Below are 14,017 nucleotides of genomic sequence, written 5' to 3'. Positions count from 1 at the left end.
GCAATACTCAACATGGTGTACCAATCTTATTTCATAAGCATGGATAAGGATTGTGTATGCCCGCAAGTTCAATGAAAAACAAAGGGGTGGTAGGAAAAGTCCTACTGCCTTCTTTACTCATAAATCTTCTCTCTCTCGCCGTTCCGTTAACGGTTTTACAAATTTATGATCGTATTTTACCTAACCAAAGTTACGGTACTGCCACTTTGTTGTTGGCGGGTGCAGCGTTGGCTGTTGCCATGGAAGCATTGATCAGGTTTGTGCGTACTTGGCTTTTGTCAGCCGCGGCCAGCAATACCGAGAAAGCGACCTATCAAACCTTGGTTGAAAGAGTAACAACGGCTTCATCAGGCCATCTTCGTCATTTAGGTGTTGGCGGTGTAGAAGAAGGGCTCGGCTCAGTATCCAAAGTTAAAGATTGGTATTCCGGCGGTGTGATTGCAGGCTTTATTGATTTGCCTTTTGCATTGATCTTCTTGGGCTTGGTGGCTTACATCGGTGGTGAGCTGGTGGCAATACCTTTGGCAGTTTGGCTGATTACTCTCGGAATCGTTTGGTTATCTTCTATTCGCGTTAAAAGTCTAAGTGAGGAAGCTTCTCAAGATGAGCAGGAGCGAAAAGCGTTCTTGATTTTGCTGAGCCAAACCATTCAGGGAATCAAACGTCAGGCCGTTGAGTCTCGAATCTTCAATCAATTTAAATCCCTCAATAACGTTCGTTCTCAGTCTAAAGCGAGAGAAGAGGAACAGAATGCCTTCGCCCAAGAATGTATTCAGCTTGCCGCATTAGCGACGTCAGTGTTACTCGTGATTACGGGTAGCTTGTGGGTGTTAGATGGTCAGTTAACCACTGGTGGATTAGCAGCATGCTCTATCTTATCGGGTAGAGCGGTTGCGCCTTTGAGCGCTATGGTTGGGATTCGAATCAAACTTAATTCAATACACAGTGCCAATCAGGCAATAGAAAAATTGAGTGACTTGTCACTATCGGAATCTTCAGATTCTGAGCAACCTGAGATCCCGTTATCTGACTTTGAAACTTTAGAAATCAAGCAAGCCACCGTCGAAAGATATGGTGAACTCGCTAGTGCGGATGTGACGTTAAATAAAGGCGAACTGGTGTTGTTAGAAAGTGAAGATCGCCATACCAATAGTCACTTACTGTCTTCGATAGCAGGGATTGATGATTTGGCCGCGGGTGAGTGTTTCATTAACGGAGCTGCCGTTTCAATCGCATCCGTAACCAATACTGCCGCCTACTGTGGCGTTAAAGGGCAGTTAGTGTCAGGTACTATTCTCGACAACTTGTGCGGGTTTGATCCTGAGAGAACACATAGCGCCAGTGACTATGCTAAGCGTTTGGGTTTAACCAAGGAAATCACTCGATTACCCGATGGACTAGAGACACAAATTGGTCATACGAGTGCGTCTCTGCTGAGTATGGGCAACGTGAAAGTGCTCAATATCGCGACTCAACTGGCAAGTGATAAGCCCATTATCATGTTAGAAAGGCCAGATTCCTCGCTTGATTTAGATGCCCTTGGAAACCTTGCTAAGGTTCTGGAAGAAGAAGTGGCGGCAGGACGGACGATACTGATTGTGAGCTACCATTCTAAACTTCGCGAATTAGCTAATCGAATCATTACAGTGGAAAGTCGAGCTATTGCGGTCGACAGTGAGAACAACCAGGAGGCTATCGTATGAATCGTTTAGATGCGAGCAACCGTGCAGATCCGAATGGTCGACAAGAGGTGATGAATCATTTAGAAAATGAAAGCCTTTCTGTCCTTAAGCAGTTGGAAGTGAATGCGAATATCCAGTTGTTCGCACGTCAATGGGTCGATGAGAATGGGATTGAATCAATAGACGATATGTTTGCCCTGTTCGACAGGCTTGCATTGCCCTATCGCTTGGTTGCCAACCTAGATGAAGTTGGCGAGCATAAATTGGTTTTACTGGTACTTGGTGAACATGAGCTGGTCTCTGGTCATATAGAATCGAAACAGTTTATCGCTTTTGGTGCCAATGAAGACATTGCCGAGATACCACAGTTTTGCATTGTTATCGAAGGTCCACCACTAGAGAAGGCTTCTCCTGATTGGGTTGGCGAACGGTTACATGCGTTTCGCCCCATTATTCCTAAATTGCTGCTAGTCAGTTTTATCACTAACTTATTTGCGCTTGCCGTTCCTTTCATCACTATGTCGATTTATGACCATGTGATTGGCGGTGATGCAGGGCATGAGCTGCAAGGTATCGCCATTGGCGCGGCGTTGTTGTTTGTGATGATGGGTTGGTTAAGAACATTGCGTAGCCGAGTGTTTGCTTCAGTTTCAAACCGGGTAAGTCGTGAGATATCTCAATCCCTCGTGCAGCGTCTGCTTCGAAATAGCTATGCTCAAAATCAGCAAACAGCCTCTTCTAGTCAACAAAACCAAGTGATGTTGTCGGAGCGTATTTCAGGTGTGTTATCGGGGCCATTAGGAAATGCGCTATTTGATCTACCATTCATTCTAATTTTTGTACTAGCGATAGGAGTTTTAGGCGGTTGGTTAGTACTGGTTCCCATCGTCTCTTTGGTTCTGTATTACCTATTAGCTAAGCGTTCGATACGTTCGAGTAGTAAGCGCTCAATGCAATCGACGGTAGCAGGCACTAATCGTCAAAATATGACTAATGAGTTGTCGTCCAAGCTTGCTTTTATTCGTAGTGCTGGGTTTTCAGAGCACTGGATTCAACGTTTCCAAAAGGCCAATCTGCTTGCCTCTACGGTGACGTTTAATCAATCGGTTCTGCAAAGTCGATACACCTCGATTTATTACTTTATCGGAGTAGGTTCAACACTGGCTGTCATGGGCTTAGGTATTGGACTTATTTTCGAACAAGTGATGACGCCCGGTGGTTTGATTGCATCAATGATGTTGATTTCCAAAGTGACGGGGCCTGCTCAGGTGTTGGCAAACAGCGCGATGCGTTTTAATAGCTTTAATCAATCCAGGTTGCAGGTGAATCGTATTTTGTCTCAGCCATCTGAACGTGAATTCAGTTACCAGCATCACCCGTTACCTGTGGTAGCGCCTAATTTGAAATTAGACCAAGTGACACTGCGCTATCCCAAACAAAGTCGCCCGGCCTTGAATGGTGTGAGTTTTGATATTGAAGCGGGTGAAATTGTCGCGATTACCGGCCCTTCTGGGAGCGGTAAATCAACATTAATTGAAGTGCTGTCTGGCTTGCAGCCTATCCCAAACGGCATGGTCGAGCTTGAAGGCGTTAACCTCGTTCAATACGACCCACAGCTCTATCGTCACTGGTGTTTCATTCGAGCCGCTTATCCTGATTTGCTTACATTGAGTATTCGAGAGTGGCTAAACGACGGTCATAAAGTCGAAGATCAGAAAATGATCTCTGCAATTGAAATAGTGGGTGGAAAGCGTTGGTTCGAGACATTATCAGACGGACTAGATACCGCCATCAGCAGTATTCAACCGGATAGCCTTTTTGACATGTTGTCTGGCAGTGTTGCGCAGATACTCATTGATGCAAAAGCGCTGGTTTATGATTACCCCATGTTTTTAATGGATAACCCTGTGCCTGATGCACACCCAAATGCTAAACGTATATTTGGTGAGTTTGTGCAGTTGAAAAAAGGAAAAGCAACAGTGATCTACACCTCCCACGATCCGGATTTAATCAAGCTTGCCGATAAAGTCGTGGTGTTAAATGAGGGGGCTGTTGTTTATGCTGGCCCATTAGAGCCGGAACAGTCTTCGGAGCAGGAACAGCCTTCAGAGCCTCAAGCTTCCCAAGAACAATCAGAGTCTAAGCAAGGAGTCGCTAATGGCTAAACAACCTATCGAGAAGGGCAAGCGCTACGGTGAACTTGTTGAATCACAAAATACGGCTCGTACATTGGCATTGGCGACGTGGTCAGTTGCTTTATGTGTTATCGCTTTTGCCACTTGGTCAGTCGTCACCCAAGTTGATGAAATTGCCAAAGCCAAAGGCGCAGTAATTCCAGAAGGCGAGAAGCAAGTATTACAAAGCGCGATTGGCGGTAAGTTAAAGCAAATTCTCGTTAAAGAAGGTCAGCTGGTCGAGAAAGGTCAGCCTCTTGTTGAGTTTGATGCCACCTTTCAACGTACCGCTCTTGAAGAATTGAAGTCTCAACAAGTGACGCTTCTAGCCAGTGTAGAACGTATGAATGCGCTGCTTGAGCAACGTGAACCGAATCTTGCTGAGTTCGAGGTCGATTACCCACAGATCGTTAGTCAACAAAAAGCGCAGTTGAATGCACAAAAAGCCCTCTATTTTCAAAAGCGTGTGGTACTTGAGAAAGAGAGCGAGCAGATTGCAGAGCAACTTCGTAGTGTAGACAAGTCATTGCCTAGCTACGAGAAAGAGCTGAATGCGACCAAGCAAGAGTTGAACATACTAGAAAAGGGCTATAAAGCGGGCAATATTTCACGTTTACGTGTGCTTGAAATGCGACAAAAACTGGCGAGTATCGAACAGAAAATCGAAGAAGCTCGTGGTAAGAAAGCTGTGTTAATCAAGCAAGCAGGCAGCACAGAGCAAAAAATTGAACAGCTTTTAGCAGAGGCGAAGGCGAAGGTCAGCGACGATCGCTCTAAAGCCGTATCTGACTTATCAGCACTGAATGCCAGAGTTCGTTCAAGCCAAGCTAAATTGACGAACACCATGTTGGTGTCACCGCTACAAGGCTTGGTGCAAAGCCTGCCAAGCACGCAAAACGGTGGTGTTATTCAGCCAGGTGGCACTGTGGTTGAAATCGTTCCTGTTGGTGGGAAAGCCGACTTTAAAGCACGTTTATCGCCAAGAGATATTGGTTTTGTGAGTGTAGGGCAGCCGACTCGTATTAAGATTGATGCGTTTGATTACAGCCGCTTTGGCGCATTGAAAGGTGTGGTTGAGAGTATCTCTCCAACTACAAGTCAAAGTGAACGCGGTGAAATCTATTATGAAGTCGTCGTCTCGGTGGATGTTCCTTATTTCCGTGATAATCCGGAGAGCTTTTCTATCTTGCCAGGTATGACGGGAGAGGTAGACATTACAACAGGTGAGAAATCAGTATTCCAGTATTTATGGAAACCGATCTACACCAATGTCAGTGTCGCATTTGGTGAAAGGTAATCGTTATATAGAGTCGTTGAGAGCAAACGAATAACAACAGCAAATAATAAAAAGGGAGCACATCATGTGCTCCCTTTTGGTTTTCATTTTCTTTGTTCTGTATGTTCTTTAGAAGAGATTACGGGAGCAGACAACACTCCCCATCTTACTTACTTGATATTGATGTTATGGATTAGGGTCTATGTCCGGTAGCCCGTCTACGTCGTTGTGATGGTGATGCTCATCATCTTGGTGGTGGTTGACGTTCGCATCATGGTGTTCAAGCGCGTCTGACATATCCAAATGCGCTTGGTCATGATCAAGAGTGTCTTGCTGGTCGACTTGTGCAAGGACGATATCCATGTCTGCGGGTTGATCGTGCCCGGTGGTAGGCGATGCATTCGGCTGAATACCTAGGGCATCCAAATAAGCCGCAGCACCATGGTGGTCAGTTTTCTGGTCTGGCTCTTGGTGAGCGTGCTGGGTAAAATCTAGATAACTGTCATCGCTTTGCGTAACGGTAAAGTCTGCTTGCGAAGCCATGTCAGGCTCGTCATGTAACACCGGAGGAGGTGGCGGTGGAGCTGGGTGGGAGGAATGGGCGATAGGGGTTATTGTCATATCAACCACTTCGGTTCCAACTGTCAGCTTTCCACTATGTCCAGGCCCATGACTGAGTATCTGGATATTCACATGGGCGACAACTTCATCTTGATTTGTCCCTTGCAATGCTACTTCAAATTTATCTTCATGCTGGCCGACTCCCGAAGCGCTGCCATGAGGGCCCGTGTGAACTTGGGCTTGCTCTTGATAATGTAAATGACCAGTCTGAGGGTCAATAGTTAATGTCCCGTATTGGCCATGATGACTAGTGACGTACTGTCCGTTAGGTAAATGGATTCGCCAACCGCTTTGTGCTGTTGGTACCGGAGTTAACGATGGTAATAGTGGTGGAACCCCAAGCGTGCCAGATACTTGGTGGCTTCCCGATGGTGGTCTGACAATGATAGGTTCAGGTATAGCGCTTGCAGCAAAACTTTGGCTACCTGCGGTGTTACCGTGTTCGTCAGTCATTGTTGCTTGTATATTAGAACCCGGATGAACTTCAATTTGTATTCCATGTTGAAGACTGTGAGCATCTAATACATGGTCTTGCCCGTTGACGACAAGATGCTCACCGATTTTGGCATCACCAGGAGGCGTAACGGTTGCTGTGATCGTATTTGCATGGCCTCGGGCGATTTCAGCTTTGCTGTATAAGTTGTCTGCCCCTGCGTTTTCAAAAGTAATCGTAGGCACGCTAACCTGTGTATCGACTTGGTAAGTAACATCTGCAGTGGCATGAGCGCTATTACCTGCGGTATCTGTTACCGCTATTGATGCCTCTATTTTTTGGTCAGCATCGGCAATGAGTTCACTGCCAGGTACGGCAATTGAATAGTGTCCTTTTGCATCGACCACGCCAGTATGCTGTGTCCCATTTACATCTAAAGTCACAATGTCGCCTGCATTATAATCGCCAGAAACGGATCCGGTGATGTCAATGGAGCTGTTAGATTCTTGAGCATTAATCACATTGTCGGCGGTAATCGGGTTTGTTTGAATACCGACGTGCACTTGTGTATCTATATGGACGGAAAGAAGCGAAGAGGTAGCCGGTAGCACTGACGAAGGAGCCAATGCTTTGGCGGATAGATTATGATCGCCCTCCGATAAGCTGCTTACTGCAACACTATATTGGCCAGAGGCATCAGATACCGAGTGTCCAACGGGTGTGGAACCATCGTAAATCGTGACTTTCGAGAATGGAATATCAGTGTGCCCAGTAATCGTTGGGGTAGTGTCGTTGGTAAGGTTGTCGGTGTTTGATGAACCCGAGTCACTCGTCGATGCTAAATCCAATGTCACCGAGTTCGTTGACGCTACGTTGGTGACCATTAGCAAGCTCGGTAGTGTCGTTGTAACCGTAGGTTGTTGAGGCACTGTGGTTGATATGACTAGACCACCCGTTGGTGACATGGTGACATGTCCCGAGGCATCAAAGGTGATGAATTTCGAATCCTCAGTATGGCCGTCACTGACTTTTACTTCGAATACATCGACACCATGGTAGGAGTTGGTGGTAGAGTTATAACTCATTCCTGTGATAGACGTATTGGGTGTGTAGACGTAGTCACCAGTGTTTGGGTCGACGGACAGTGAACCGAATTGACCCGTTGAGCCAACAACAGAGAATGTATGAATATCTTTAAGGTCAACATCTGTCTCTGTCAATGTGCCAGTCGTTGATGATGTTTGGTTAACACCGAGAATCGGTGCGTCGTTGGTGCCGGTAATGGTAACCACGATATCATGATGCGTACCATCTGCAGATTGAACCGTGATGGTTTCAGTATCGGTTTGACCCTGAGCTAGCTGTTGGACGACAGGGTGTTTGTTGTCAAGGTCGTAAGTCCAGTGACCATTTGCATCGATATGAGCGTGCCCATAGCCTTTGCTTCCGGCTATTCCAGCTCCGCCCTGTACCGCGGTAAATCCTGCTGTTCCATCAGGGTCACTCGCCGTCAACGTACCTGAAGCTTGAAGTGTTACGTCTTCTTTGGCCACTCCTGTGGAGTCTCCACTGAATGTTGCAGGGTCAGCGACACTCGCAATATTAATGAATATCGACCCTTCTTTTGAATCAACATGACCATCGTTTGCGGTAAATTGCACCGCACCCAATCCGCTGACACCAGAACTAAAGTAGTTGTGAGTTGGGATGAAGATAAGTGATGAAACGTCGGATGCACTGACGTCATCGCCAACACTCACCGTGGTGCCATTCAGGGTTAACACGCCATGGGCGACATTGGTAATCGTGATATGGTTTAAAGCATCCCCATCAATATCTGAATATTTAAAGTCGGCGGTAGTGAACGCATGCGGTTTGTCTTCTAGTGAACTAATGAAACTCGATCCAACGATAGGTGCGTCATTCACTGCATTGACGTCCACTATCATCGTTGCACTGGCCGAATTTTGATGGCCATCATTCGCAGTGAAGCTAAATTGCGCATAGTTGGCGCCGTTTTCATTATTGATCGGCGTGAAAGTTAAATGACCTGCGTCTAAGTCAGCCTTGCTGATTTGCTGGTTGGCGGTTACGGCGTTACCGTTTAGAAGTAATAATCCATGACTCGGTATGCTAGTAATGGTCACGAACTGCAATACGTCGCCATCCTGATCACTGTAACCAAATTCACTGGTCGTAATGGTTCTGGTGATGTCTTCATTTGTAGAAACGGTTTGTCCTGTGACCGTTGGCGTATGCTGTAGGGGGGGGGTGACTTCAATAGATAGAGAGTTTTGAGAAGAATCTCCTATTGGGTTACCACCATCATCGCCGACACGATAAACCATACTTGGCACTTTACCTGTAAAGCCAGCTTCCGGGGTGAAGGTATAATGACCATTCGCTTCGATCGCGAGTGTACCGATTCCGGTCATAGTATGTGGTTGCCCCGGCCTTACCGCGACATAACCTGACACGGGGTCTTTTATTTGAATATCTTGTAATACTAAATGCGCGTTGGAATCGGTGTCTGTTGCTGCACCACTCAACCCTTGATCCGTCCCATAGCCAGTAAGTAGATTCCCTTCGATTGGACCACTATGTTGAACACCAGAATCACTAAGGCTGTGAAGGACTGGGTCGTCGGTCGTGCCATTTATGGTTACTGTTATTGAATGTTTGGTTCCATCTTTTGAGAGCACTTCAATATGGTCAGTCAGTGTTTGCCCATTATCTAAGTCTTGAATAGCAACATTGTTATTATCTGCGGCATAGACCCATATGCCACTGCTGTTAATCACAAACTGGCCATAGGTGCCACTTTGGGTTAAGTGATGTTGACCATTCAAATCCAATGCGGCTTCACCTTGGCCATCCGCGTCAGAAACAATCAGATGCCCGTTGCAAGTAAGAGCGTCTTGAATAGTTGTGGCACCAGCAATATGTAGGTTGTGGTGAGGGCTTGTGTCTTCATTTACGCTGCCAGAGTCCCCGGCAAATGTTGCTGTATCGTTAACGGCGTCTATATGAAGCGTATTAGTGGCCTTTAACGAGTCGACATGCCCGTCATTAACTGTGAATTTAAACTGAACATCGCCATTAAAATCTTGTGCAGGAACGAATTGAAGTTTAGCAATATCGGCTGAAGCAATACTCTGACCTGCAGTGATATCGTGCCCATCGAGTATGAACCTTCCTTGGGCTGCTGGTGGCAGATCAGTGATCGCGATTGAGTGCAACGTATCGCCTGTATCGACATCGGTGAATCCGAACTGACTCGCCTGCATTTGATAGTTTATATCTTCCGTGCCGTTGCTTAGAACTACCTTGGTAACTGTCGGTGCGTCGTTGGTTCCGACGATATCAATATTTAAGTCGTAGGCAGTACCATCGAAGCTGTGTACTCGATAGGTAACCGTTTCAACTTGCCCTTGCGCTAGGTGTTGAAGAGCCGCGTTGTCGACGCTATATCCCCAATTACCCGCACTATCAATCCGAAGCATGCCACCAAATGGATCGTGAACTGCTGATTCACCAAATTGGCTGTATTGGAACTTATCTTCCCCGCTGTCTGGGTCGATGACTTGAAGTTGGCCGTTAGCTAATTCAGTCGTGGTGCCGTTGCTATGCGTTGCATGTGGCCCATCCTCAATAACCCTTCCAGTAGTCACTTCAGAGATAATGGCTTTGTCTGGGGTCGCTACGAGAGTGGTATTTGCGCCAGTGTGGGTGGTACCTCCATGCGCGTCTTTCACGTCGTAAGTGAAATGAACTGGGCCGTTATAGTCTTTAGTTGGCGTGAAGGTGTAGGTACCGTCTGTGTTATCTTGAATAGAACCATGATCGGCATGAAGGTTCGCAATCGTCAGTTTGCCTATGTCATTAGTATCCACATCAACAGTATTTGCTAGCAACTCGGTTGTCGTGATGGTTTGTGCGAGGTCCTCTTTTCCGCTGTTGAGCTGAACCTCTGAAGAGCAGTAAGGGCGGTCATTGTCGCCATGAATGGTGATATGAATATCGTGAGTGGTGCCATCAGCCGATTTGACGGTAACAGTATCCGTTATTGATTCACCTTGACCGAGGTGATCAATTTTTCTACCTGTTGCGTCTTGGCCGATGGAAGCGTAGTAGCTCCAATCTCCGTTACTCTGAAGTATCACATGTCCGTGTGTACCTTGGTAGGTGCCTGTTTGAGCGTGGCTTTCACCGGAGTCTGGATCAATAATGTTCAGGTGACCATCAGTGTGTATTTCATCGTTCCATATTTTACCGATGTTTCCATGCATATGATCTGGCGAACGATCATCGACGTAACCTCCAGACATTGTACCGTCTGGCGCGGTATAGGTATGTCCTTCGTGAACATCACCCGTGTCGACACCGCTAATAACGGCAGAGTTATTAACTCCTGTAATCGTAATCGAGAGGTTTTGAGTGCTGCTCGCATTATGTTCGTCTGTGACTGTTACGGGGACAGTCAACGTCTTCGTGATACCTGATGCTAACGATTGGTAGCTAGAGTGAACAGGGTTGAAGCTATAACTGCCGTCCGGATTAACCACCAAACCATCAATCTGCGGTGCGCTGTAAGTCAAGGTCGCACCTGTATCTATATCTTGGCCAACCATTTGTCCATTTAGAACGCTTCCACCTTCAGTCACTGAGTTTGACTGTGCATTGATGGTAGGAACATCGTTGGTACCATGAACCGTTAGCTCTATCGTATGCGTTGTACCATCTGCCGAGCGTATAACGACTGAATCGTGTTTAACTTCACCTTGTGCTAAGTTCTGTATATTGCGGTTGTCGAGCGTATAGGTATAGTGACCGTCGCGCATGAGCAGTATGTGCCCACCCAGTTTGGTGTCGTAGCCAATACCTTGATAGGTTTGCGGACCAATATTTGGATCAAATTGAGCCTCTCCCGCATCAGGGTCTTGGATGTTTAATCTGCCGTCGTAATGTAATTGGTATTGAGTATCTATATAACCGCGATCTTCAGTCACTCCCCGTAAGTCTGCATTGGTTTGTGCGTCGGTAATAATCGCGTTATCTGGAGTTGCGGTAAGATCAAACTTAGCTTGAGTGCTTACGCTACCACCATGGCCGTCAACCACATCATAGGTGAGTCGAATCTCACCGTTAAAATCTTTGTCTGGCGTGAAGGTATAAGTGCCATCTTTGTTATCAGTCAGGCTACCGTGTGTGGCTTGCAGATTCGTCACGTGCAATACATCGCTACTATCAACATCGCTTGCATGCGTTAGTAAGTCAGAAGCCTTGATGGTTACGGGTTGATCTTCTTTTCCCGCAGGAAGCTGAGTCCATGCACTGACAATTGGTTTGTCGTTGCTACCTTGTACATCGATAACAATTTTATGAGGGACTGTCGCTCCAGCTGAATCGGTAGCGGTGATCCAGAATGATTCCGATTGATGTTCACCGGCCGCGAGCTTATCCGCGGCACCGCTGGTTGAATTGTCTAGCTGATAGTGCCAATGGCCATGCTGGTCAATCGATAGCGTTCCCCATTGGCCTTGAGGTTGATTGATTGCCCACGTAATAGTGTCAGATTTATCTAAATCGGTTGCTGTTAGAGAGCCTGTCGCATCTGGCGTTCCAGCAGTGTTTAAGCCCTGTTCGATGACCGCGCCACTAGAGGTACCTGAGATAGTAGGGCGGTCATTGGTACCGTTAACCGTGACGGTAACTTGATGTGGCGTGCCGTCAGCCGAATAAATGGTAATCGTATCGGTGGCCGTCGCGCCTTTGCCCAAGGCTTGCACTTTTGGATTGGTGTTATCGAGGTCGTAAGTCCAAGCTCCATTGCCTTTGAGGTGGAGCGTACCTAAAGCACCTACAGCATCGGTATTGGAGAAGTGCGCTTCACCAGTATCAACGTCACTAATCGTCAATGTGCCGGATGTGTGCAGTTGAGATTCTTCCGTTACTACACCGGAGTTGGTACCACCAATCACGGCTTTGTCGTTGGTGCCGTTTACTATGATCGTCACTTGATGGGGTGTACCATCAGCCGAATGAACGGTAATCGTATCGGTGGTAGTAGCGCCTTTGCCCAAGGCTTGCACGGCTGGATTCGTGTTATCCAGATCGTAAGCCCATGCACCATTGTCTTTAAGGTGGAGCGTGCCTAAAGTACCTGTAACATCGGTATTGGAGAAATGTGCTTCTTTTGCGTCGATGTCACTTATGCTTAATTTCCCTGAAACCGTGAGCTTATGATCTTCAATAACTTGATCTAAGTGGGGACTTTTTCCAACAACGAAAAATGAATTTGGTGAACCTCCTGTGCTATTAGTGATCGCAGCTGAATCATTGGTACCATTAATAGTAATAGTGACTTGATGTGCGGTTCCGTCGGCGGAATGAACCGTGATAATGTCTGTTGCAGTCGAGCCTTGGGCAAGCCTTTGCACGTAGGGGCTATAGTTGTCTAGATCGTAGGTCCACGCTCCATCTTTCGTGATAATTAATGTACCGAAATTGCCAGCAACTTGTGAGGCTTGAAAATGGTCTTCTCCAAGGTCTGGGTCTGTTACCGAAAGTTGGCCTTGAACTTGTGTCGTTAGATCTTCTATGACCGAGCCCGCGTCTACCCCAGTAATAACCGCATTGTCATCGTTGCCACCAATGGTCATATCGATGGTTTGAGGAGTGCCATCTTTGGTGTGAATAGTGAAGCTTTCGTGCAATGAAGTGGCTGCGGTTAACGCTTGAACATTCGAAAGAGAGTTATCAACTTGATACTGCCAATGCCCATCTGCGTCGATGGTTAATGAACCATATTTACCAGAGATAACTTCTGGCGTAACCGAACTTTCATTTTGGTCTGGGTCTATGACATCAATTTTACCGTTCGCATGTAACAAGCCTTGTGAATCAATATTGTGATCTTCTGTTACGACACCTGTTAAGTCTCCAGAAATACTTGGCGTGTCTTGCTTACCTGTTACCGGTATCTGGACAATGATGCTCGAGCCATTAGATAGGTGTAACGCAAAATGGTCAGTACCTGGTTGGTGCTGATTTAACAGGATGTATTGAGGAGAATTTGGATTCAATACGAATGTGTATTGACCATTTGCATCAACATGAAGCTCTCCGTACGTACCTTTTATGACTTCTGGCATGAAGGTGACGGGTAAAGCGGGCGTCGTAGGCGCATTCGAATGAGTCGGCTGACTGTTACTTCCTGAGGAGATAGTTGGCATCGATACCGAAGGAATGTAATGGACTTGCGGGTGAGAAAGCGTCGATAAATGATGAGAAGGAACCAAGTGAGCGCTCGAACCATGGGAGGCGTGACTTGCACTTAAGGTTGAGTTTACGTCGCTGTCACTCGTCTGAGCTTCTTGATGAACAACCGCTGATGAGCCCGCCTTGCTATGGTCATCGGTGACATCTTTTTCGCTCACGTTATTTACGGTTACTTGATCTGCAGAGTCGCTGGAATTGTCTATACTTTCGGCAGCAGCGTGTTTAGCCAATGATGGCAAAATCATCATGAGTGACTGAAAAAGTGGGATATTCACTTTTAGATGTGAATGCAGTCTGAGTTTCTTTTTTTGTGTTGGTTTCTTTTGCTTTAGCTCATGACTATTCTTATCTTTAAGTTCGGTATTTTTTTTCTTCGTTTCGACGTTTTTTTTGTTAGCCATTTTTCTCATCCGTGAATCTTGGTTGCACTATTTTAAGTAAAATACACAGATAGAGGTTTCGCTAGCTAATTAGATAATTTTTAAAGGAAAAATTATAAAGTCGAAGAATTATCTCATTTTGATGAAAAAAAGGATGAATGCTTTTTCAA

At 46.3% G+C, this 14,017-nt stretch carries 4 protein-coding genes; 3 read left to right on the top strand and 1 reads right to left on the bottom strand.

Translation table 11 applies throughout. From position 1 onward, the window contains the following. The first annotated feature begins 56 nt into the window (after positions 1 to 56). Genes QQ041_RS08740 through QQ041_RS08730 form a run of 3 tightly spaced genes read left to right on the top strand, consistent with a single transcriptional unit; the run spans position 57 to position 5,153 of the window. Entirely contained in the window at positions 57 to 1,703 is a 1,647-nt protein-coding gene (locus QQ041_RS08740; RefSeq protein WP_285953613.1) for an ABC transporter ATP-binding protein, read from the top strand. Then, positions 1,700 to 3,847 (top strand): ABC transporter transmembrane domain-containing protein, encoded by a 2,148-nt coding sequence (locus QQ041_RS08735; protein WP_285953612.1) that lies wholly within the window; start codon positions 1,700 to 1,702, stop codon positions 3,845 to 3,847. Before QQ041_RS08740 ends, QQ041_RS08735 begins: the two co-directional genes overlap by 4 nt. Next, positions 3,840 to 5,153 carry an HlyD family type I secretion periplasmic adaptor subunit gene (locus QQ041_RS08730; protein WP_285953611.1) on the top strand — a complete coding sequence of 438 codons (1,314 nt, stop codon included), beginning with the start codon at positions 3,840 to 3,842 and terminating at the stop codon, positions 5,151 to 5,153. Before QQ041_RS08735 ends, QQ041_RS08730 begins: the two co-directional genes overlap by 8 nt. A 165-nt stretch (positions 5,154 to 5,318) precedes the next feature. Here the strand turns inward: QQ041_RS08730 and QQ041_RS08725 are convergent, their stop codons facing one another. Next, a complete protein-coding gene (locus QQ041_RS08725; RefSeq protein WP_285953610.1) occupies positions 5,319 to 13,868 on the bottom strand; it encodes a VCBS domain-containing protein in 8,550 nt (2,849 codons plus the stop codon). Between the last annotated feature and the right edge of the window lie 149 nt (positions 13,869 to 14,017).

The organism is Vibrio sp. TMPB1044, from assembly GCF_030442075.1.
GTDB lineage: Bacteria > Pseudomonadota > Gammaproteobacteria > Enterobacterales > Vibrionaceae > Vibrio > Vibrio satsumensis.
This window is presented reverse-complemented; position numbering and strand designations above follow the sequence as displayed.